The following is a 21,278-nucleotide window of genomic DNA, read 5'->3' as shown; positions in this document are numbered from 1 at the left end:
AGCCATTCGCGGAGGGGAGATCGCGGATGATCGAGGGGGGACTTTGGCAATCGATATTCTCATTGCCGAGGATGAACCGAGCATTCTTGAATCGCTCGATTTCATCCTGCGGCGCGCCGGCTGGAGCATCAGCGCGGTCACCGATGGCGACGCGGCTCTCGAAGCCGTGCGGCGCCTCAAGCCGCGCATGCTGGTGCTCGACGTCATGCTACCCAAGCGCAGCGGCTTTGACGTGCTCAAGCAAATCAGGGCCAGCGTGGATACGCGCGCGCTGCCCGTGCTGATCCTGACCGCCAAGGGCCAGCAGCAAGACAGGCGCGTTGCCGAGGAACTGGGCGCCGACGGCTTCGTCACCAAGCCCTATGCCAATGCCGACGTGGTCGGCGCGGTGCGGCAACTGCTGGGCGAAAATGGCCGAACTCCGTAGAATTCGCGGCGGCATGCTGCTGCTAACGGTGTTTGGCGGCCTGCTGATGCTGCCGCCGCTGGTCTATGTGTTCGATCATCCGATCAGCCATTTCGGCATTCCGCAAATCGTTTTCTACCTGTTCGCGGTGTGGCTGCTACTGGTCATCGGCACCGGCCTGCTGGCCCATGCCCTGCCGCCTGACAAGCCGGAACCCGGCGAGGGTGAGCGCTGATGCTGTCAGCCGATTTCGTCATCGCGACGGCCATCGGCTATGTCGGGCTGCTGTTCGTGCTGGCCTATTTCGGCGACCGCCGTGCCCGCAGCAGCAAGAGCTCGTTCCTGCATTCGCCTGCCGTCTATACGCTGTCCATTTCGGTCTATTGCACCAGCTGGACCTTCTATGGCGCGGTCGGCAATGCGGCGCGCAGCGGGCTGGAATTCCTCACAATTTATCTCGGGCCCACGCTGGTCTTCGTCGGTTGGTGGTTCCTGTTGCGCCGGCTGGTGCGTATCAGCCACCTGCAGCGCATCACCTCCGTGGCCGACCTGCTGTCGTCGCGCTTCGGCAAGTCAAACCGACTCGCGGTGCTGGTCACCTGTATCGCAGTGGTCGGCATCGCGCCCTATATCGCCCTGCAATTGAAAGCTGTCACCTCGTCGATCCAGGCGGTCGCCGGGGCCTCCGAATTCGGCCAGGGCAGCCTCAAGGGTATTGACGATGTGGGCTTGGCCCTCGGTATTGCCGCCGGCATGGCGCTGTTCACCATCCTGTTCGGCACGCGTCATGTTGACGCCAAGGAGCAACACCATGGCGTCGTCGCCGCCATCGCCTTCGAGGCCGTGGTCAAGCTCGCGGCTTTGCTCGCGGTCGGGATTTTCGTGGTCCATGTCGGAGGCGGTTTCGAGAGCATCTTTGCCGAGGCTGCCGCCAATGGCATCGTCGTCGATACGGAAAACACCTTCGACGCCCGCTGGCTGACCACACTCGGCCTGTCGATTGCCGCCATCGTCTGCCTGCCGCGCCAGTTCCAGGTGACTGTGGTCGAAAACTCCGACGAGAACCACCTCCGCATCGCCTCCTGGGCCTTCCCCGCCTATATGCTGCTGATGAGCCTGTTCATCCTGCCCATCGCGGTGTTCGGGCTGACCAAGATGCCGCCGGGGTCCAACCCTGACATGTTCGCCCTGACCCTGCCGCTGGCCTTCGGGCAGGACGGGCTGGCGCTGTTCGCCTTCATCGGGGGGTTTTCGTCAGCCACCTCGATGATCATCCTCGAATCCATCGCGCTGTCGATCATGGTCTCCAACCACATCGTCATGCCGCTGATCCTGCGCTTCAGCTCCGGCGTCAGCAGCGATGGCCGGGGGGTCACTCGGCTATTGCTGGTGGCGCGGCGGTTTTCCATCGTGCTGATCCTGTCGCTTGGGTTCTTCTACTTTTTCTTCACCCGCGATTCCGATGCCTTGGCACCGATCGGTCTGATCTCGTTCACCGCCATCGCCCAGTTTTTCCCCGCCGTCATCGCCGCCCTGTTCTGGCGCGATGCCTCGCTCAAGGCCGCCACCGCCGCTATAGCTGCCGGCTTCGTGTTTTGGGTTTGGTGCAGCTTCCTGCCCAGCTTCGAATCCGTCTCGCCCCACGTCGCCTGGCTGCTGGCCAATGGCCCCTGGGGCATCTCCTGGTTGCGCCCCGAGGCGATGTTCGGCTTCGACGGCCTCGAGCCGCTGGCCCATGCAGCATTCTGGAGCCTGTCTATCAACGTGCTGATTCTGACTGTGGTGTCGCTGCTCACCACGCCGTCGGCGCTTGAGCGCATCCAGGCCAGCGTCTTCGTCGATGTGTTCAAGCGCGGCCACGTCCCGCGCGGTAATTTCGTGCCCGGGTCCGCCACGGCCAATGACCTGTTTTTCGTCGCCGAACGCGTGCTGGGCGACACGCGGGCCGCTGCCCTGTTCGATGCAGAGGCCCGCGATAGTGGCGTCGATCCCGACATGCTCGAACCATCTCCGAGCTTCATCGGCCGACTCGAACGCGAACTGGCGGGCTCGATCGGCGCCGCCTCGGCCCATGTGATGCTGTCGAAAGTGGTTTCCGGCAGCGATGTGTCGCTAGAAGAGATGATGCAGATCGCCGGCGAAACCCAGCAGGTCATCACCTATTCTCAGGAGCTGGAAAAGACCTCGGCCGAATTGCGCTCTACCGCCCAAAAGCTCGAAGACGCCAATGCGCAATTGCGCGAACTCGACAGCCAGAAGGACGAATTTCTCAGTCAGGTGAGCCACGAGGTTCGCACCCCGATGACCTCGATCCGCTCGTTCTCGGAAATCCTGCTCGATGGTGAAGACATTGACGCTGGCCAGCGCCAGCATTTCGTCAGCACCATCCATCAGGAAAGCCTGCGCCTCACCAAGCTGCTCGACGAAATTCTAGATCTTTCGGCCCTGGAGCGCGGTGAACGCAATTGGGAAAACCTGCCCATCAACGCGGAAGCTGCGTTGGACCGGGCGCTTACCGTGTGCGAGGCGCTGCTGCGCCAGCGCGGCATGCGAGTGGAGCAGGGTGAACGCGCCCGCCCGACCACGGTAGAAGGCGACGCAGACCGGCTCTGCCAAGTCTTCATCAACCTCATCTCCAACGCCGTGAAATACAACGATGCAGACACGCCCGTATTGCGGATCTCGTCTTCTGTGCGGGCCGGCAACTACGTTGTCGATGTCGCCGACAACGGCCCCGGCATCGCCAAGGGCGAACGCAAGTTGATCTTCGAGAAGTTCTCGCGCGGCCAGCAGGGCACAGCCGACCAGGGTGGGGCAGGGCTCGGCCTCGCCATCTCCCGCCAGATTGTCACCCGCATGAACGGCTCGCTCGATCTCGTGCAGGGTCAGTTGCCCGGAGCGTGCTTCCGGGTTCGGCTCAGCGTAATGCGCTAGCCGCTCCCGCTATCGGGAATGTTCAAAATATGGCCACAGGCCTTGCAGTGCACTGCGTCCGGCTCATGCTTGCTCAGCCCGCACTGCGGGCAGGGGAAGTGTACTTTGGCCGGCCGGAAGATCGACTGCGCCAGCCGGACGAACAGCGAAATGCCGGTGATCATGATGATGATCGACGCCAGTTTGCCCCAGGTGCCCGGCAGGGTGATATCGCCGAAGCCGGTGGTCGTTACCGTGGCCACAGTAAAATACAGCGCATCGATGTAGCCGGAAATACCGCCGTCGTCGCCGCGATTGGCAAAGGCAGTATAGACGAAACCGGTCACGACGAAGAGGAACACCAGCAGGTTTATCACCGCCTGCACTGGCTCCTGATACAGCCCCAGCTCCCGCTTGCGCAGTGGCCGCCAGAATGTCGCGGTGCGGGTCAAGGTCCACAATCGCAGGATGCGCAGGAAACCCAGATTGACCAACCAGATGGGCGCCAGCAACGTTGCAAGGATAAAAATGTCGAGGATCACCGGCATCTGCCGTAGCCAGCGCCAGATATCGGTCGAGGCAAGAGCCCGCGCTATCAGGTCGAGTGCCAGCAGCGCCGCTATTGAATAGTCGATCCACAGGAACGCATCGTTGTCACGCAGCAGCGGCGTCGCGATGAAGAACGCGATGATCACCAGGTCCACCACCAGCACTGCAAACTGGAAGCGCTGCGCGCCTGGCGCCGAGCTGTGATAGAGCAACCGCAAGGTCGAACGGATCCTCCCAAAACCGGTCGGCTTGATTGCGGCAGGGTCCGCCGTCTTTTCTTTTTTCGTTGCCATCACCAACTGCCTTGCCAGCCTCCAACAGCGAGCGCAAGAAGACGTTCCCCTTCGGGACCGACAATTCAGGATAGCTTCGCGATGACCATCTCCGTCTATGACGTGACCGTACCCGTATTCACCCGCATGCTGACGAACCTGCTCGCGGTCATGGACAAGGCTGATGCCAACGCGACTGAGCGCAAGTTCGATACCGCAGTGTTCTCCGACATGCGCCTGTCGCCGGACATGATCCCGTTCCGCGGCCAGGTGATGATCGCCACCGATCACGTCAAGGGATGCGTCTCGCGTCTCGCCGGTCGTGAAGTGCCGTCCTGGCCCGATACCGAAACGACCTTTGAGGAACTGCGTGCCCGCATCCAGAAGGCGCTCGACCTGCTGGTCGCCATCAAGCCGGAAGACCTTGAAGGCAGCGAAGCCCGTGATGTAACGCTCAAGCTCGGCGGTAAGGATGTAACCATGAACGGCCTGACCTATCTAACCGAGCGAGCCCTTCCGAACTTCTTCTTCCACGTCACAACTGCTTACGCCATCCTGCGTCATGGCGGCGTGCCGGTCGGCAAGCGCGATTATATCGGCTGAACCTTGCTCATCGGGCTGTGCGGGAAAAAAGCTTAGCTCTGTTGCCGTTACGGCGGGCAAAGGCTATTTGCAGCGGATTGCGGCACCGCGCCCGCCAGCCCAGCAAGAGGCAAAGATGAGACTGGCATTCGTCATACCGGCGTACAATGAAGAGGCTCTGATCGGCAAATGCCTGCAATCGGTGGTTGCCGAAATCGCGCGCTCCGGCGCCGACGCCGAGATCATCGTGGTCAACAATGCCTCCACCGACCGCACCGGCGAAATCGCCCGCAGCTTTCCCACCGTCCGGGTGCTCGATGAGCCCAAGAAGGGCCTGGTCAATGCTCGCGATGCCGGTTTTGCCGCTAGCGAAGGCTATGAGCTGATCGCCAATATCGACAGCGACACCATCGTGCCCGAAGGCTGGCTCGATATCGTGTTCAGCGAATTCGGTCGCGACCCAAAGCTGGTCTGCCTCAGCGGGCCTTACGTCTATTACGACATGGGCGCCTGGAGCCGGTTCCTGGTAAGCGCCTTCTACGGCCTCACCTGGCTCATCTATGTGCTTAACCGCTACATCCTGCGGGTTGGCTCGGTGGTGCAGGGCGGCAATTTCATCTTCCGTCGTCAGGCCTGGGCCGATGTCGGCGGCTATGATCGCTCCATCCAGTTCTTTGGCGAAGACACCGACGTTGCAGTGCGTCTGTCCAAGGTAGGCGGCGTCAAATTCACCTTTGCGCTCAAGATGAAGACCTCCGGCCGCCGCCTCGAACAGGAAGGCGTGTTTCGCACCGCCGGCACCTACACGCTCAATTTCTTCTGGGTTACGTTTCGCGGCAAGCCGGCTACAAAGGACTATACCGACATTCGTCCCGACTGAGCCAAACTTGCACCGCCCTGGTGATACGACGTTAAGTTTCCCAAAAGCCGGGAATCATCGGATGCTGGTTTTGCGCTAGGATGAATTGCTGCATGCCGCGGCTAAGGTTCGGAACGTGACGACGATCCCCTCGCAACTGCCACAACCCATACCGGCTGCCCGCACCGGCACGTTGCAGGCGCTGACGTTGCAGTCCGGCCAGATGCTGGATGCCAAGATCATTGGCACCATGCCCAACGGCGGCACCCAGGTCGAAATCCGCGGGCAACTGCTTAACCTGATGTTGCCGGTTGCTGTGAAGGCGGGCGAGACGATACAGCTTCAGGTGCAAGGCACCGGCCAGCAGATGAAGCTCGCCTTGCAGGCGGCGGCGACCGAGGCCCTGGCCACGCCAGCCAGCCCCGCCCCCGCCGCGCTGCCATTGCAGGCTGCCGTGCCGATGCCCTTGGCCCAGGCACCGGCATCGCCGACACTTGCCGCGCACGCGACGGTCGCCACGCAGAATACAGCCTCGGCGCCCCCGACTGCCCCCGCACCGCAAGGCGCCTCGTTGACTGCAACGGCATCACCGATTGCCACGGTGCAGGCGTCTGTCCCAAGCTCTGTGCCGCCACAGCCAGCCGTCACGGCGACACAGGCTGCCCCGCCCTCGCTCTATCCTCAACCAGCCGCCAACCCCAATCCGGCAGCCGTTGCGCATGCCGCCACGGCATCTCCACAGCCGGCCTCAGTCGCAACGACCACAATGGGCAGCGTTCGGCCCGTCCTGGCAGCGGCGCCCGCCGGTGGCCCGACCAGTAATGCGCTATCCGGTAGCGCCACGCCGCCGGCAACCACGCTGCAGGCCGCACTGGCCCAGATGATCCATGCCGCCGTACTGCAGCAAGGCTCGGTCACCGCGCTCACCACTGCTTTGACCAGCCTCGCCGGCAAGGTCGTGCTGCCCGAGCCGGTCGTCAAAGCCGCGCAGCAGGTGCTGGCCGGCCGCATCGCCATCGACGCCCCCAAGTTCGACGGTGCTGCTTTGCAGGCCGCCGTCCGGGGTTCCGGCATTTTCCAGGAGGCGTCGCTGGCTCAAGGCCAGACGCCCCTGCCGCAGACTGATATGAAGTCCGCCCTGCTGACCCTACGGCAGACATTGACCACATGGCTCGGCCAGCAGCCGCCAATGGCCGCCGTAGCCCAGGTCGCGCCCCCGCTTAGGGGCAGCATTCCCCGAGCACGCGGAGCTGATCCGACGCCCATTGATATCGACGCGCCGCCAGAAGAGATCGGCAAGCATCTGCTGGAGCGCACCGAGTCGGCACTTTCACGGACGCGCCTGCTTCAGCACGCGTCGCTGCCGGATCCTGCAGTGAAAACTGCCGACTGGAGCATGGATTTGCCGGTACTGATCGGCCAGCACCAGACGCTGATGCAGTTCCAGATCCATCGCGACCAGCACAGCGAGAGTGAATCCGTCAGCGAACGCGGCTGGCAGATGCGCTTTGCCATCAACCTGCCAAATATGGGAGAGGTCGGCGCCCAGGTGTCGCTGCGCGCCGGCACCACCGGAGTCATGCTCTGGGCCAGCGAGCCGGGTGCCTCGGCTGCGCTGAATGAAGAAGTGGCGCTGCTCCGTGAAGCTTTGGATGCCGCACATCTTAAGCTGGGCGCGGTTATCGTCCGCAGCGGCGAACCGCCTGCCGCTCCGGCGCCTTCAGGCCATTTCTTAGATTCGCACTCATGAGCGACGAGATCAGGCCGCGCGCACTCGCTATCGCCTTGCAATATGAGAAGGGTAGCCGCGAGGCCCCCAAAATTATTGCCAAGGGCCGTGGACTGATGGCTGAACGCATCGTCGCGCTGGCGGAGGAAAACGGCATCGTCATCGAGACCAACCCGGTGCTGGCCCAAGCTTTGTCCGGCGTCGAAATCGACGACACCATTCCACTCGAACTCTATGAAGCCGTGGCCATCGTCATCGGTTATGTGCTGCGGGTGAACAGCAACAGGTAGCACAAGAAACTCGTCAGCCATCGGCTAGCGTGGCCATTCGGGGCAGGCGCTGCGCAAATGGTCTGGTCGGTATTGCAACACTCCTCACCATTTCCCACTTGTTGCTGGTGACTAGTCGCGCGGGAGTGAGACCATGCCCAATAGCCAGGACCAGCAGGCCATCGACAGCCTGTTCGATCGCATCGTGGATGTCGCCCGCAAAAGCCCGCCCCGGGACGGCGACGCCGAAGTGCTGATCCAGCAGCGGCTGCGCGACTATCCGCCGGCACCGTATTACATGGCGCAAACCATCCTGATCCAGGAACAGGCCCTGCGGCAGGCACAGGAGCGCATCGAGCAATTGGAAGCCAGTCAGCGCCCGTCCGGTGGATTCCTCGGCGGTGTGTTTGACGACAGGCAACCACAGCGCCAGCCGGCCCGGAACCGCGGCCCCTGGGATCGCGCGCAGGGCGACGATGATCGTCGCGGCGCTGGCGGCGGTTTTCTTGCGGGGGCAGCGCAGACGGCACTTGGCGTTACCGGCGGCGTGCTACTCGGCAGCGCCATCGCCGGCATGTTCACCGGCGGTGCGCAAGCAGAAGAGCTTGCGCCCGTCGATGAGGCCAATCCGCCTGATGACCAAGCTATCGACGCCGGTGGCGACGACATGGGCGGTGGTGATTTCGACGTCGGCGGTGATTTCTGAACTAAACTAGATGGCAGTTGAACGGGCCGAACAGTGCCCGTTATACCCGAAGGTTGGTGCAGGCGAAGTAGCAGGGCACCCCTGCTCAGAAGGTGCCGGGCTTGCGCTTTTCGTAGAACTCGTTGCCGCCCGCTTCAAGCACGTAATACATGTTGTTGTAGGGGAAGCGCAGTCCGGCCGTGTGGAAATGCTGGGCATTGGCGACGCCCGGATGCCGCGCGCCTCGCAACACCTGATCGGCCATTTGCGAGGCCAGAACGGCGCCGCTGTCAGTCATTTTTTTGGTCAGCACGCCCTGGGCGAACTGGTTCTTCTGTCCGACGACGCCGCAGACAGACCGCGGGTAGCGGCCATCATAAAGCCGGTTCATCACGACCGTGCCGACGGCCAGCATGCCTTCGGAGCTCGAGCGGTTGGATTCGAAGTACATTGCGCGCATCAGGCATTCTTTTTCGCTGAGCTGCGCCATGCCGAAATTGATGCCGAGAAAACTGCAACCGCCCAAGCTCGTCGCGACGACGGCCAATGCAGCGATACGCAGAAGGGCTTTGGAAAGAGCCATGGGGCATCTCCAGTCTGTTGCAATTGTGCAAGTTTGACTAGAAATGCCCCAATAGGCTTAAGGCTCGCTTCACCCGAACGGTTAGCGAACAATGAATATTAGTCGCGGGTAAACAGAAGCGCTGACAGGAGTGCAATGGTGCCCAGCACGGCAATCACCGGGATAGGATTTTCCTGTACGGCCTTGCCTGCGACATGGGCCTGCTTGTTGGCCTGGCGTAGCGCGATAGAGCCCTGATGACGCACTTCCTTGGCCAGCGCTACCGCATTGTGCTGCACGTCGCTAAAGGCATGACCGCTATAGTCATTGACGGCATCGCTGATCTCGGCGATTTCCCTGCGCAGCACCGCTATCTGGTCGAGCAGCGCTTCGGTGATATCCTCGCCATCCTGGCGGGCAGCCCTGATTGTACGTTTTGCCGAGATGGCCATGTTGACGCTCCAAATGGTTTCAATGACGGCTCAACTCGTGCTGGCCCCTGTAAGTTCCGAGAACCAGCGCATTGAAGGTTTGCATTCACGGCGGCCTCCCGCGAAAAAGTGACCGTGCTGCCCTTGGATAGACGCTAATGTCTCACCAGATGCAATTTGGATGATCACCAGAGGGGACAAGACTATGGCAACCAAGAGCCACGCCCGCCTCAATCGCCAGTTCGACCGCTTGCAGAAGCGTATTCCCCAAGCAGCCGCGCGCTTGCTGGAGCGTATCCGTCAGCCCGGAGCGCGACTGATCCGAATTCCGCTGGGTATTCTGCTGGTTTTCGGTGGAATCTTTAGCTTCCTGCCCGTGCTGGGCATCTGGATGCTGCCGCTCGGCCTGCTGCTGCTGGCCATCGACATCGTCTACCTGCGCGGCCCGGTCAACACCGCTATTGTCCGCGGCACCCGCAAATGGAGCACATGGAGCCGGGCCCGCCGCGACAAAAAGGCGGCCAGCAATCAGCCGTAAGCCGCCTCGATCAAATCAACCGCAGCGGCCAACTTCTCGTCGATAATCTGCAGATACCGCGTCCAGTCATCCACGTGTCCAAGCTCATTTGTACCATCCGAAATGCCGCGTAGGGCCAGCAGGGGAACGCCAAACCCTTGGCAGGCCCGCAGCACGGCATAGGTTTCCATATCCACCATCTTGGCTTCGATGCCATCATATGCGGCGCCGGAAACGACATTGGCGCCCGTGGACAACGTCGCGGTCGGCAACCCCACTAAAGTCTGCAGCGGTAGCACAGGCGGCAGGTCGAGAAACGGCGTTTGCCCCTTGGAAAGCCCGAGCGCTGAAGCGTCCATGTCACGATAGGAAACGCTGCTCGCCTGATACACACCGCACTGTTCCAGCACTCGCGACCCGGCGGAGCCAAGCGATACCACCAGGGCGGGCAAGGGACCCGTCGCCAGCGCGCGCGTTACCGCAATGGCCGCTTCCACCGGTCCAACACCGGTCATCAACGGGTTGATCCGCGCCCGCAGGTGCGGACCATATTCGGGCTGTGCAGCCATGACATACAGGATGGTCATGCGTGCATCTCTAGCATGGAGTTTGGCCTTGCGAAGCCGCCGCGTTACCGGTTCGGTAAGGGCTGCGTGACAATCTGATGACAGCAGCGACGCGCCGCAGGGGCCGTCGCAGGTTCAGGGGACCGAAGTGCGTTTCGAGGTAATCGAAGGTAGCAGGGAATGGACTGAGCCTGCGTGGCGCAACACTAACTCTCTTCAGGCGTCAATTCTCGTCGAGGATGTAGAAGCCGAAGCCCGTCGACGCCTCCGATCCTGCAAGCTCAATGAGTGGCGCACGCGTGAATTCATCACCGGCCAGCCAATGCCTGACGATATCCGTCATTTTGCCATGCAGGTCGAATTTGCCGCCGTGGCCATCGCGCGCCTCTCGCCGATCCCGGATGACTTCGATAGCGACGTCTATTGGCCGCGCATGCTTGGGCGTTAGCCCGGCGGAAGACCAAATCGCTCTATGGTGGAGTCGGCGCGAGGGCCCTCTGGGTATTTGGGCCGCTACCGCCAGCCGCCCTTTGCTTCGAGGCTGGATTTGAGGATCAGCGTCAGCACGGCCATCAGCGCCAGCGTCGAGGCGGCAGCGAAGGAGCCGGTGACGTTGAAATCGTTGAAGAGCTGGCTGATCTGCAAGGGCAGGGTATTGGTCTGGCCGCGGATCGAGCCGGAGACCACCGAGACCGCGCCGAACTCCCCCATGACGCGAGCGTTGGTCAGGATAGCGCCGTAAAGGATGGCCCAGCGGATGTTGGGCAGGGTAACAAACCAGAACATCTGCCAGCCATTGGCGCCGAGCGACAGCGCTGCTTCCTCGTCCTCGGTGCCCTGTTGCTGCATCAGCGGGATCAGTTCGCGGGCAACGAAGGGCGCGGTGACGAACAGGCTGACCAGGATGATCGCCGTGACGGTGAACATCAGCTGGATGCCGGCGCCTTGCAGCACCGGGCCGAGCAAGCCCTGGCCGCCGTAGAGGAACAGATAGACCGTGCCGGCCACGATAGGGCTGACGGCGGCGGGCAGCTCGATGAATGTGATCAGCACCTGCCGGCCGGGGAATCTGAACCGGGTGACCAGCCAGGCGACGCAGATGCCGACCACGATATTGATCGGGACCACGATGAGCGCGGTCAAAATCGTGAGGCCGATGGCGTGGACTGTGCTGGGTTCGGCAATGTTTGCCAGATAGACGCCAAGGCCCTCGCGCAGGGCGAAGGCGAAGATGACGGCGAGCGGGACCACCAGCAGGGCCGCGGCGAAGACGAAGGCCAAGGTTATCAGGGTGATTTCGGCAGGGGAGCGGGTTGCCGTTGTGGTGGTCATTAACGGCTCCGATCGGCGTAGCGGACTTGCCAGGATTGCAAGGCGTTGGTCAGCAGCAGGAGGCTAAAGGCGGCCACAAGCAGGACGAAGGCCAAGGCGGCGGCGCCTTCATAATTGTATTCGTCGATGCGGATGAAGATCAGTAACGAGACGATCTCGGTTTTACCGGGCAGGTTTCCGGCGATGAACACCACGGCGCCGAACTCGCCCAGCGAACGGGCAAAGGACAGCACGCAGCCGGCCATGAAGGCGGGCAGGATGGTGGGCCAGATGATGCGGGAGAACACCTGCCACGGCGTGGCGCCGAGGGTTTTTGCGGCTTCCTCGAGGTCGACCTGGATTTCTTCGAGCACCGGCTGGACCGTGCGGACCACGAAGGGGATCGAGGTGAAGGTCATGGCGATGATGATGCCGGCTTGCGTATAGTTGACCTTGAAGCCGTTGGGTTCGATGAACTGGCCATACCAGCCGGTCGGCGCAAACAGAGTAACCAGCACGAGACCGGCAACGGCGGTCGGCAGGGCGAAGGGCAGGTCGACCAGGGCGTCGAGGATGCGCTTGCCGGGGAAGCTGTACCGGGTCAGCACCCAAGCCAGCAGCAGGCCGAACACGCCATTGAAGATGGTGGCGATGAAGGCCGAGCTGAAGGTGATGCGATAGGCAGCGAGCGAGCGATTGGAGGCGACGATGCGCCAGAACTCTTCCCAGCCCATGCCACCGACCTTAAGCAGCATGGCTAGCAGCGGCAGCACGATGATGATGGTGATGTAGAGCATGGACACGCCAAGCGTCAGCCCGAAGCCGGGCAGCAGGTGCTTGGAACGTTTCGATGCCATAAGACCTCACGCAGATGGGCGGACATTGCTGCCCGCCGGTTGGTCAATTCAGATGCCGTAACACCTGAGGTGTCATCCCGGCCTTGAGCCGGGGTGACACCGAGCATGTGGCTCTATTGATTGAGGAAGACCTTGTCGAGCAGGCCGCCATCGGCGAAGTGCTCGGCCGAAACCTTGTCCCAGCCGCCGAAGGCCTCATCTACGGTCACGAGGCGAACTTCGGGGAAGTCGGCGGCGTGGGCGGCAAGAACCTTATCGTCATAGGGGCGGTGGAAATTGGCGGCGGCGACTTCCTGGCCTTCGGGGGTAAACAGGAAATCGAGATAGGACTTGGCCAGATCACGGCTGCCACGGGCATCGACGACCTTGTCGACGATGGCGACGGGGAATTCGGACAGGAAGCTGACCGAGGGAGTGACTGCGTCATACTTGTCGGCGCCCAGCTGCTTGCGCACGCTCAGCACTTCGGCCTCGAAGCTGACCAGCACGTCGCCAAGCTGGCGTTCGGTGAAGGCGGTAGTGGCAGCGCGGCCGCCGGTCTCGAACACCGGGACGTTGGCGAACAGCTTGATGAGGAATTCTTCGATCTTGGCTTCGTCGCCGGCATACTCCTCGATCGCCCAGGCGCGGGCGGCCAGGTAAGTGTAGCGGCCATTTCCAGAGGTCTTGGGATTGGGAAAGATCACTTGGACGCCGTCGTCAGCGAGATCGCCCCAGTCGCTGATACCCTTGGGATTGCCGGCGCGGACGAGGAAGGCCGGGAAAGAATAGAACGGCGCGGCATTGTTGGGAAATTCGGATACCCAATCGTCGGAGACGAAACCGCCATCGACCAGCTTGTCGATGTCGGTGACCTGGTTGAAGGTCACGACGTCGGCGGCGAGGCCTTCGAGCACGGCGCGGGCCTGGGCCGAGGAGCCGGCGTGGGACTGGTTGACGGTCACCGCAGCGCCGGACGCGGCGTAGGCGGCGTTTTCAGCCTCGAACAGCTCGCGGGCAATGTCATAGGACGCGTTGAGGATATCGGTCGGCTGGGCAAAGACCGGGCTGGTGCCGAGGACGACGGCCACGACGGCGGTGGCAAGAAGCTTGTTCATGGTGACGCTGGTTCCCAACGGTAGAAGTTACGTTGGGTCGAGATGCAATGAGGTTTGCATCATCGTCCAGCGTCAAAGCGCTGTTTGGGAAGGGTAATTTACCGCTTGGCAGGGTGATGGTGATGGTGTTGCGCGGGAAGGTCGAGAGGAGGGATTTTGTTCCGCGGCCGGCAAGCAAAAGGCGCCGCGGATGCGACGCCTTTGCAGATTGAGTCCGAGACCTCGCCTTGACTATCAGTGCAGCGCTTTGACCGGTTCGGCGAACAGGTCGTATTCGTCGCTGTCGGTGACCAGCACGTCGAGCATGTCACCGGGCTTGATGCCGGCGGCGTTGGAAATCACCACCTGGCCGTCGATTTCGGGAGCGTCCCACTTGGAGCGGGCGATAGCCTTGTTCAGCTCGGGCTGCACGTCATCGACCAGCACCTGGATAGTGCGGCCGACCTTCTTGGCCAGCTGGCCGGCGGAGACGTTCTGGGCGACTTCCATCAGGCGTTCCCAGCGATCCTGCGCCACGTCGTCGGGCACGATGCCTTCGAGTTCGTTGGCCGGGGCACCGGTGACGGGCTCATACTTGAAGCAGCCGGCGCGGTCGATTTCGGCTTCCTCGATGAAGTCGAGCATCATCTCGAAGTCGTCTTCGGTTTCGCCGGGGAAGCCGACGATGAAGTTGGAGCGGACGGTGAGGTCCGGCACCTGGCTCTTCCAGCTCAGGATGCGGTTCAGGGTCTTTTCCTGATGGGCCGGGCGGCGCATGGCCTTCAGCACCGAGGGCGAAGCGTGCTGGAAGGGAATGTCGAGATAGGGCAGCACGAGGCCGTCGGACATCAGTTCCATGATCGCGTCGACGTGGGGGTAGGGGTAGACATAGTGCAGGCGGACCCAGGCACCGAACTGGCCTAGTTCCTTGGCAAGGTCATAGAACTTGGCCTTGACCGGACGGCCGCGGTAATTGCTTTCGGCATATTTGATATCGACGCCATAGGCGCTGGTATCCTGGCTGATTACCAACAGTTCCTTGACGCCATTGCGGACGAGGCCCTCGGCCTCACCCAGAATGCCGGCAGCCGGACGCGATGCGAGATCGCCGCGGATCTGGGGAATGATGCAGAAGGAGCAGCGATTGTTGCAGCCTTCGGAAATCTTCAGATAGGCGTAATGGCGCGGAGTTAGCTTGAGGCCCTGTTCCGGGACCAGGTCGAGAAATTTATTGGGAACCGGCGGCAGGTGCTCATGCACGGCGTTGACGACGTTCTCATATTGATGCGGGCCGGAGATGGCGAGCACTGACGGATGCGTCTTGCGGATCAGCTCTTCTTCGACGCCGAGACAGCCGGTGACGATGACGCGGCCGTTTTCGGCCAGGGCTTCGCCGATTGCTTCGAGCGATTCCTGTTTGGCCGAATCGAGGAAACCGCAGGTGTTGACGAGGACTATATCGGCGCCGGCATAGTCGCGGCTGAACGAGTAGCCCTGGGCGCGCAGTGTCGACATGATGCGTTCGCTATCGACGAGGGCTTTGGGGCAGCCGAGGCTGACGAGGCCAATTTTTGGCGCTTGGCTCATGTGAGCTTTGAATTCCAATGTGGGTGGTTGCGGGCGTCATACAGAAAGTTTGACGGTTACGCAATGTGACTGCCTCCCACGCGACGCGGGGCTGGGCTGCCGATTGCGGCGGGCCCGTGGGCTTGAATGTTCAGTTTCATGAACAGTGCATTTGCATTACTATCGGTTTTCAGGTGCAAACGTTTGCTTTAATGGGGATTTCGCAATTGCGCCCATTGAGCTGGCGCAGCGTCCCCGTGCTCAGAGGAGCCAAACCATGTTCGATCGTCTCTCCGCCTACGCGCCGCAGGCCCTCGCCGTGCTGCGCATCGTCACTGCGCTGCTGTTCCTGCTGCACGGCTTGCAGAAGGTTCTCGGCTTCCCCGCAACCGATATGCAACCCCCGCTGATCAGCCTGTTCGGCCTCGGCGGCATCATCGAGATCATCACCAGCATCCTGATCATTCTTGGCTTCTTCACCCGTCCGGCCGCTTTCGTGGCCTCGGGCACCATGGCCGTCGCCTACTTCATGGTTCATGCGCCGATGAACACCTTCCCCACCAACAATGGTGGCGACGCCGCCATCCTGTTCTGCTTCGTGTTCCTGTACCTGGTCTTTTCCGGCCCGGGTGCCTGGAGCCTCAACAAGAAGTAGTCTGTCGATCAAATGAAAAAGGCCGCCGGAACTGAGGTTCTGGCGGCCTTTTTTGTTTGGGCGGGTGGGTTAAATGAGATGCGCCCATGTCCACCGGCGCCTCCCGCGGACTTGATCCGCGGGTCTTTGTCAGCGAGCGCCGTATGGTGAGTGACCCCCGAAACAAGTCCGGGGGAGACGCCGGTGGCTGGGCCATGTCGTGGCCAGCCCCCACGCCCCTCTCCACCTCACACTTTTGGCGGTGGCGTACGCTTGGCGGTGCGGCGGGGTTTGGCGAAGACTTCGCCGGAGGTGGTGGCTGGTCCGCGGGGTGCGTCAGGCGCCACGTAAGGAAAAGGCTCGGTGGCCGGGGTGATGTATTCGTCGGCTTCGGCATAGTCGAGATCGTCGCTGCCTTCTTCGGCAAGGTCGCGGATGGCGTCGCGGACTTCGTCGAGCAGCGAGGCCGAATAGCGTGAGCGGTTGACCGTCTCGCCGCTGGCCTCATGGGTCTTGAACCAGACCAGCAGCGCTTCGCTGGCGATGCGCAGGCCGACAAACGACAGCAGGCCAAACACCAGGATTTCCAGCAGGCCCCACAGCCCGGTGCCAAAACCAAAGCCAAAGCTCCAGAACAGGTGGCTAACGGCCCAGAGCAGAATAGCCGCAAGGCCGAGCGCGTAAAGGATCGGCACCAGCTTCGGCGATAGGATCGCGTCAAGCCGGAACAGCGTCTGGCGGGTAAACAGGCGTTTCAGATCATCGAGCGTCATAGTGTCCTCCAAGGCGCCAATGCAATGCAGTGTTACGCAACTAGGCTACGCGGGCCAGTGCTGACAAGGCTTTCCTCACTTGCGGAAATGGTGGGTCCGAAGCGGCGCTCGAATGTCGAGCGCAGGACCGAATCGACCTCAGGCATGGAGACCAGCTGGCCGAGATCCTCAAAGCTGGTGACGCCCTGGTCGGAAATGCCGCATGGGACAATGCCGTCATAGTGCGTGAGGTCGGGCATTACGTTGAGCGAAATGCCATGAAAGGTTACCCATTTGGAGACGCGGACGCCAATGGCGGCGATCTTGTCTTCCTTGAGCATGCCCTTGTCAGGACGCTGCACCCAGACGCCGATACGGCCGTCGCGACGCTCGCCGGTGATGTTGTAGGCAGCGAGGGTGTCGATGATCCAGCCTTCCAGACCTTTGACCAGACAACGGATATCGCGGCCGCGCTGGGTTAGGTCGAGCATGACATAGGCCACGCGCTGGCCGGGGCCGTGATAGGTGTATTGCCCGCCACGCCCGGCGTCATAGACTGGGAAGCGATCCGACAGCAGGTCCGCTGCCACCGCCGAGGTGCCAGCTGTGTAGAGCGGCGGATGTTCGATCAGCCAGATGGCTTCCTCGGCTTCGCCGGCAGCTATGGCGGCGGCCCTGGCCTTCATGGCGTCGAGCGCGACAGGGTAGGGTACGGGTTCAGGCGAAATGATCCATTGCACCGGGCGGGCGTCGATGCGTGCCAGTTTGTTACTGGTTTCGCATCCGTCATCGCCGTTTGTTAACGTTTCCATAACCATACTAGCCAGAGAGTTACCTGCAACAGATTCAGCAGTCGCATCATGGCGGCCGCGTCGGGGTTCCATACTTATCTATGAACACATTAGACAATATTGAAGTGGACATCACGGTCGAACTCGGCGCCACGACCATGCCGATCCACCATTTGCTGCGCATGGGCCGCGGCGCGGTGATCGAGCTTGATGCCACAGAAGACGATCCGCTCAACATCTACGCCAATAACACGCTGATCGCCCACGGCGAGGTCAGCGTCGAAGACGGCCACTTGCGGGTGCAGATAACGGAGAAGATTTTCCGCCGCGGCTAGGCACTGCGCCTTTCAAGTGAGGCTGATCTGCAAGCCGCGCTGCGCTTCTGGCGCTCACGTACCTGACGTACGCTCCGCTCCGGCTCTCGAAAGCGACGCCTTTCGGCTCAGCCTGAACGATTAGCCGGCACATCTAGTGCTCCCCACGGGCTTCAGTTGGGAAATCTCGATTTAAGCGCTTGAGGTTCCGGGAGACCTTTGCTACATCCCCAATCGCTTCGACCCCTCGGGTTGAGGCTCTACCTAAAATGCGGTCGTGGCGGAATTGGTAGACGCGCAGCGTTGAGGTCGCTGTGCCCGAAAGGGCGTGGAAGTTCGAGTCTTCTCGACCGCACCAAACTCTCCCGTTATCTCAGCGGGGCCAAAGAGTTGAAGGATTACAGGCACTTGTAGCAGCCCACCCACTACAAAGGGCGCTACAAGTGGCCATCCTCATGCCAAACCTCACCCGAGCCAAAAACGGCGACTGGTTCTCCCGTAAAGTCATCCCGATCGATGTCAGGGACGCCTATCAACGCGCCTATGGCGTTCGGCAGGAAGAGCGCTTTCGTCGCTCCGATTTATCTCAAGGCAGTGCCAAAGCAGAGTTCGGCCAGTGGCTGGCTGACGTAGAGGGGCGAATCGCTTCGCTCCGGTCGTCACAGGCTGGCGAGGCCATAATCCTTTCCCATCGCGAACTGCATGTCCTGGTAGGTCGATGGTACGACTGGTTTATTGCCCAGCATGCAGCGAACCCGCAGACCGCTGAGGTCTGGGACCACCATCACGAGCAATACCAAAATCTGACGGAAGCCGTTGGCGGTGTAGGCGAAGACCCGGAGGGAGTCCCTGCCTGGTATCGGCCCAGGGTGCTGGCCAAGGTCACTGAGCTTTCCCGGCTGCCTTCGTTCCTTGCTGAAGCCGGATTGAAGCTCGACGGTGCAAGTCAGGACAACCTTCTAAATACACTTGAGCAAGACCTTGTCGTGGCCATGGCGCTCCTGCGCCGTCAGGCCGAAGGTAACTTTGCTCCTGACACGCATCGGATGAAGTTCCCTGTTCAGGCCGCCACCACGATCACTGGCAACGTCAAGTTGGCTGGATGGAACGCTTGGGGCGCGTTTGAGGCGTGGGTCAAGGAGCGCCAGCCAGCGACCGCAACTGTGAACCGCTGGCGTGTGGTGTTCATGGACCTCAACACTTTCCTTGATGGCCGTGACGTTGCCCTGATGACAGACGACGAAGCTGTCCAGTGGAAGGATAAGCTCACTGGGACAAAGGCAGGAGGCAGAACAATCAATGAGGTCTGGCTGACGGCTGCTCGCACAGTTTTCAACTGGGTCAAGAAGCAGAAGAAGCTAACCAACAACCCTTTTGTCGATGTGAAGGTGGCGGTCGCTCGTTCCGGTCCAACCAAGAGCAAGTTCAAAGATGAGGATGCAGAGACCATCCTTAAGGCCACAACGCGCCCGCTCGGGGTCAAGACAAAGGAGCATTTCCGAGCAGCGGTTCGTTGGGTTCCGTGGCTATGCGCCTATACGGGCGCCCGGTCTGGCGAGATGACGCAGCTCCGTAAGCAGGACATTGAGCAGCACAAGGATGGCTTCTGGGTCTTAAGCATCACCCCTGATGCAGGAACGGTGAAGGGCTCCATGCCCAGGCTCGTCGTCTTGCATGACCACCTAATCGAACAGGGCTTCATCGACTTCGTGCAAGCGGCCAAGCCCGGCCCCCTCTTTTACGGCCATACTGCTCCTAGGCCGAACCAGAAGATTGACCCCCTCAATCCGCCCCGGCCTCCCTACGTGCAACTGCGGCAAAAACTGGCGGACTGGGTGCGTAAGCTCGGCGTCACTGACCCTGGGGTAGGCCCAAACCACGGGTGGCGGCATACATTCAGACGGCGTGCTGCCAAGGCCAAGATAGAAGAGCGCATCCGTGACGCGTTTTGCGGCCACAGTGACCCTAAGGTTGGTCGTCACTATGAACCCCCTGACCTCGAAGATTTGGCTGAGGCCATCAAGACGTTTCCGCGCTACCCCGTGGACACGCCCTAACAACCCCTTGGCGGGCGCATAGGCGGCTTTGTCACGGCGGTAGGGCATTCTCTGCTCCAACCATCGACACGGCCTGTGCGCCTCCCTGGGGGCTGTTCCTCCACGCCTGCCCGACACCGGGCGGCAGATCACGAGAACCACGGGGCTATCTCTATGCGCGGTCTATTCTCTTCGGCTCACAATATCGCTCTCGACATCCGAGAGGCCGTCTCAAAGCACTGGTTCAACGGCATCGGTGGCTCATCGAATGGCGTCTATCTACTGGTCCCCTTCACCCACCTGAGCATGTGGTTCGAGTGGCGCGACATCAACGTTGGCTTTGGCCATGAGGCTGGCCCAGCGCAATGGGAGTTCTTCGCCGGACGGCTTCAGGGCGTGTTCTGCATCGAACCCGCAGCGGGGCAGTGAGCGCCATGACAATGTTTATCGCGGTCATCGCTGGCCTCGGGACGTGGCTTGGGCTGTCACTTGTGGCGGCAGTCGCGCAGGGCATTGGTCGGGGAATGGGCAACCTGGGGCGGCTGCTGTTTGGTCTCCAACCGTGGAAGGGCGTCATCCAGGTGGTCTGCTGGTTCGCAGCGGCTTGGGCTGGGTTCTCAGTCTTCGACGCGATGGGCGGGATGTAGGCACAGCATTTTAGCCCGATTTGAGCCCACTTTCTGCAAAACACGAAAGGCCCGGAAATGCTGGGCTTTTCGATTACCACCCATTCTAGACCTCACAAACCGTCAGCGACGGTGGCCCAGCCTGCCCAATGAAACCCGGAACTGACTATGCTCACGATGTCCGCTAAGACCTCCCTCATCCACGTCATCAACCTTCCCTTCCTGGCCACCGAGGTCAACGACGCCCACCACCAGGTAACGTTCCACGCCCGTTCCATGCTGCTTGAAGCGGGCCGGGCGGGTGATGCGCTGATCGCGGCTAAGAAGCTGGTCAAGCATGGGGAGTTCAAGTCTTGGGTCGAGGTACATTGCCGGTGCAGTTACCCCCGCGCTGCCAAGTACATGCAGGTGGCACGGCTCACCAAAAGTATCGACCCCGATACCTTTGAGGGTGGCATTGATAGCTTCCTCGAAGCCAACGCCACGCCTCGCAAGCCATCTCCGACCCCAGCCAAGCCAGCCATGGACCAGACGGATGCTGAGTACGTCCTCAAGCTCCAGGCCATGGTGGTCAGAGCAACCCCCAACGAGAGCGCCATAGCTTCCAACAAGCTGGCTGGGTGGGCGAAGGACGCCTTCGGTATTTCCGCTGAGGAGGCCGTGGCAACTGCTGAGGCACTCCTCCCTGATGCCCACCTCTCATCCTTCCAGGTCGCTGCCGAGAGGGTGGCCGCTGAGGCTGTGACCAAGCTCCAGGCCACTGAAGAACGCCTCACTGCACTGGAAGCCCAACTCCAGCAGATGTTGACCCGTAAAGCCGAGCTTCGCGCTGAGTTTAGTGCGCACTCCAGGACCGAGCTGATTGAGATGTTGGCAGACGCCTACGTCCAGCTTGAGCAGCCCTAGATCGGTAGAATTAAAACTGTGGTTCTAACGTGGAAACTGGACGGAACTGAAGCAAACCTTCCACCCCCC

The 21,278-nt window shown here is 61.4% G+C and carries 25 protein-coding genes, 1 tRNA gene and 1 pseudogene; 17 read left to right on the top strand and 10 right to left on the bottom strand.

What is annotated here, in order from left to right:
* The first annotated feature begins 43 nt into the window (after positions 1–43).
* The 3 genes from WH91_RS01215 to WH91_RS01205 are packed head-to-tail and all read left to right on the top strand — an operon-like array spanning position 44 to position 3,340.
* Positions 44–427, top strand: a complete 384-nt coding sequence (locus WH91_RS01215; protein WP_046169166.1) for a response regulator transcription factor — start codon at positions 44–46, stop codon at positions 425–427.
* The gene (locus WH91_RS01210; RefSeq protein WP_046169165.1) at positions 411–641 is read left to right on the top strand and encodes a hypothetical protein; all 231 of its coding nucleotides are present in this window, start codon (positions 411–413) and stop codon (positions 639–641) included. The genes WH91_RS01215 and WH91_RS01210 overlap by 17 nt, the downstream gene beginning before the upstream one ends.
* Positions 641–3,340, top strand: coding sequence for a sensor histidine kinase (locus WH91_RS01205; protein ID WP_046169164.1), 2,700 nt, complete (start codon positions 641–643; stop codon positions 3,338–3,340). Before WH91_RS01210 ends, WH91_RS01205 begins: the two co-directional genes overlap by 1 nt.
* Here the strand turns inward: WH91_RS01205 and WH91_RS01200 are convergent.
* Positions 3,337–4,161, bottom strand: coding sequence for a potassium channel family protein (locus tag WH91_RS01200; RefSeq protein WP_143078012.1), 825 nt, complete (start codon positions 4,159–4,161; stop codon positions 3,337–3,339). The two genes, WH91_RS01205 and WH91_RS01200, sit on opposite strands and share 4 nt — an antisense overlap.
* Before the next feature lie 81 nt (positions 4,162–4,242).
* Here WH91_RS01200 and WH91_RS01195 point away from each other — a divergent pair, with 81 nt between their 5' ends.
* The 5 genes from WH91_RS01195 (at position 4,243) to WH91_RS01175 (ending at position 8,285) form a co-directional block, all read left to right on the top strand.
* A complete protein-coding gene (locus tag WH91_RS01195; protein WP_046169163.1) occupies positions 4,243–4,743 on the top strand; it encodes a DUF1993 domain-containing protein in 501 nt (166 codons plus the stop codon).
* 115 nt (positions 4,744–4,858) lie between these two features.
* Positions 4,859–5,602, top strand: coding sequence for a glycosyltransferase family 2 protein (locus WH91_RS01190; RefSeq protein WP_046169208.1), 744 nt, complete (start codon positions 4,859–4,861; stop codon positions 5,600–5,602).
* 115 nt (positions 5,603–5,717) lie between these two features.
* Positions 5,718–7,331 carry a flagellar hook-length control protein FliK gene (gene fliK / locus WH91_RS01185; protein WP_143078011.1) on the top strand — a complete coding sequence of 538 codons (1,614 nt, stop codon included), beginning with the start codon at positions 5,718–5,720 and terminating at the stop codon, positions 7,329–7,331.
* A complete protein-coding gene (locus WH91_RS01180) occupies positions 7,328–7,600 on the top strand; it encodes an EscU/YscU/HrcU family type III secretion system export apparatus switch protein (protein WP_046169161.1) in 273 nt (90 codons plus the stop codon). The genes fliK and WH91_RS01180 overlap by 4 nt, the downstream gene beginning before the upstream one ends.
* A gap of 133 nt (positions 7,601–7,733) precedes the next feature.
* Entirely contained in the window at positions 7,734–8,285 is a 552-nt protein-coding gene (locus WH91_RS01175; protein WP_046169160.1) for a DUF2076 domain-containing protein, read from the top strand.
* 103 nt (positions 8,286–8,388) lie between these two features.
* Here the strand turns inward: WH91_RS01175 and WH91_RS01170 are convergent.
* Both WH91_RS01170 and WH91_RS01165 read right to left on the bottom strand, forming a co-directional pair.
* A pseudogene (locus WH91_RS01170) lies at positions 8,389–8,754 on the bottom strand (cell wall hydrolase); the annotation flags it as partial.
* Positions 8,755–8,945: 191 nt separating this feature from the next.
* On the bottom strand, positions 8,946–9,278 hold the full coding sequence (locus WH91_RS01165) for a hypothetical protein (RefSeq protein ID WP_046169158.1): 333 nt from the start codon (positions 9,276–9,278) through the stop codon (positions 8,946–8,948).
* Between the two features lie 184 nt (positions 9,279–9,462).
* Between WH91_RS01165 and WH91_RS01160 the strand changes: the two genes are divergently transcribed.
* Positions 9,463–9,795 carry a hypothetical protein gene (locus tag WH91_RS01160; protein WP_046169157.1) on the top strand — a complete coding sequence of 111 codons (333 nt, stop codon included), beginning with the start codon at positions 9,463–9,465 and terminating at the stop codon, positions 9,793–9,795.
* On the opposite strand, the gene WH91_RS01155 is transcribed toward WH91_RS01160, so the two are convergent.
* Entirely contained in the window at positions 9,786–10,361 is a 576-nt protein-coding gene (locus WH91_RS01155) for a 5'-methylthioadenosine/S-adenosylhomocysteine nucleosidase (protein WP_046169156.1), read from the bottom strand. The genes WH91_RS01160 and WH91_RS01155 overlap by 10 nt on opposite strands.
* A 127-nt stretch (positions 10,362–10,488) precedes the next feature.
* On the opposite strand from WH91_RS01155, the gene WH91_RS23990 reads away from it, so the two are divergent.
* A complete protein-coding gene (locus WH91_RS23990) occupies positions 10,489–10,788 on the top strand; it encodes a hypothetical protein (protein ID WP_046169155.1) in 300 nt (99 codons plus the stop codon).
* A gap of 65 nt (positions 10,789–10,853) precedes the next feature.
* Here the strand turns inward: WH91_RS23990 and cysW are convergent, their stop codons facing one another.
* The 4 genes from cysW to rimO form a co-directional block, all read right to left on the bottom strand.
* Positions 10,854–11,672: a sulfate ABC transporter permease subunit CysW gene (cysW, locus tag WH91_RS01145; protein WP_046169154.1), complete on the bottom strand. Its 819-nt coding sequence runs from the start codon at positions 11,670–11,672 to the stop codon at positions 10,854–10,856.
* The gene (cysT, locus tag WH91_RS01140) at positions 11,672–12,508 is read right to left on the bottom strand and encodes a sulfate ABC transporter permease subunit CysT (protein WP_046169153.1); all 837 of its coding nucleotides are present in this window, start codon (positions 12,506–12,508) and stop codon (positions 11,672–11,674) included. Before cysT ends, cysW begins: the two co-directional genes overlap by 1 nt.
* Positions 12,509–12,621: 113 nt before the next feature.
* Positions 12,622–13,605 carry a sulfate ABC transporter substrate-binding protein gene (locus WH91_RS01135; RefSeq protein ID WP_046169152.1) on the bottom strand — a complete coding sequence of 328 codons (984 nt, stop codon included), beginning with the start codon at positions 13,603–13,605 and terminating at the stop codon, positions 12,622–12,624.
* Positions 13,606–13,839: 234 nt separating this feature from the next.
* The gene (gene rimO / locus WH91_RS01130; protein WP_046169151.1) at positions 13,840–15,171 is read right to left on the bottom strand and encodes a 30S ribosomal protein S12 methylthiotransferase RimO; all 1,332 of its coding nucleotides are present in this window, start codon (positions 15,169–15,171) and stop codon (positions 13,840–13,842) included.
* Between the two features lie 256 nt (positions 15,172–15,427).
* Between rimO and WH91_RS01125 the strand changes: the two genes are divergently transcribed.
* Positions 15,428–15,805 (top strand): DoxX family protein, encoded by a 378-nt coding sequence (locus tag WH91_RS01125; protein WP_046169150.1) that lies wholly within the window; start codon positions 15,428–15,430, stop codon positions 15,803–15,805.
* 227 nt (positions 15,806–16,032) lie between these two features.
* Here the strand turns inward: WH91_RS01125 and WH91_RS22290 are convergent, their stop codons facing one another.
* Positions 16,033–16,557 (bottom strand): DUF4282 domain-containing protein, encoded by a 525-nt coding sequence (locus WH91_RS22290; protein WP_052952510.1) that lies wholly within the window; start codon positions 16,555–16,557, stop codon positions 16,033–16,035.
* A 32-nt stretch (positions 16,558–16,589) separates the two neighbouring features.
* Positions 16,590–17,348 carry a lipoyl(octanoyl) transferase LipB gene (lipB, locus tag WH91_RS01115; protein WP_143078010.1) on the bottom strand — a complete coding sequence of 253 codons (759 nt, stop codon included), beginning with the start codon at positions 17,346–17,348 and terminating at the stop codon, positions 16,590–16,592.
* An 80-nt stretch (positions 17,349–17,428) separates the two neighbouring features.
* On the opposite strand from lipB, the gene WH91_RS01110 reads away from it, so the two are divergent.
* The 6 genes from WH91_RS01110 (at position 17,429) to WH91_RS01085 (ending at position 21,209) form a co-directional block, all read left to right on the top strand.
* Positions 17,429–17,662 (top strand): FliM/FliN family flagellar motor switch protein, encoded by a 234-nt coding sequence (locus WH91_RS01110; RefSeq protein ID WP_046169149.1) that lies wholly within the window; start codon positions 17,429–17,431, stop codon positions 17,660–17,662.
* Between the two features lie 250 nt (positions 17,663–17,912).
* Positions 17,913–17,999 (top strand) — tRNA-Leu (locus WH91_RS01105).
* A gap of 85 nt (positions 18,000–18,084) precedes the next feature.
* Positions 18,085–19,698, top strand: coding sequence for a site-specific integrase (locus WH91_RS22285; RefSeq protein WP_052952509.1), 1,614 nt, complete (start codon positions 18,085–18,087; stop codon positions 19,696–19,698).
* Positions 19,699–19,851: 153 nt separating this feature from the next.
* Complete coding sequence (locus tag WH91_RS01095) at positions 19,852–20,106, top strand: hypothetical protein (RefSeq protein WP_046169148.1); 255 nt, start codon at positions 19,852–19,854, stop codon at positions 20,104–20,106.
* A 5-nt stretch (positions 20,107–20,111) separates the two neighbouring features.
* On the top strand, positions 20,112–20,324 hold the full coding sequence (locus WH91_RS01090) for a hypothetical protein (RefSeq protein WP_143078009.1): 213 nt from the start codon (positions 20,112–20,114) through the stop codon (positions 20,322–20,324).
* 147 nt (positions 20,325–20,471) lie between these two features.
* Positions 20,472–21,209, top strand: coding sequence for a DUF3102 domain-containing protein (locus WH91_RS01085; RefSeq protein ID WP_046169146.1), 738 nt, complete (start codon positions 20,472–20,474; stop codon positions 21,207–21,209).
* Positions 21,210–21,278 lie beyond the last annotated feature (69 nt).

The sequence above is a fragment of the Devosia psychrophila genome, assembly GCF_000971275.1.
GTDB classification, from domain to species: Bacteria; Pseudomonadota; Alphaproteobacteria; order Rhizobiales; family Devosiaceae; genus Devosia; species Devosia psychrophila.
The sequence above is the reverse complement of the archived record's forward strand: the minus strand, read 5'-3'. Positions and strand labels throughout refer to the sequence as shown.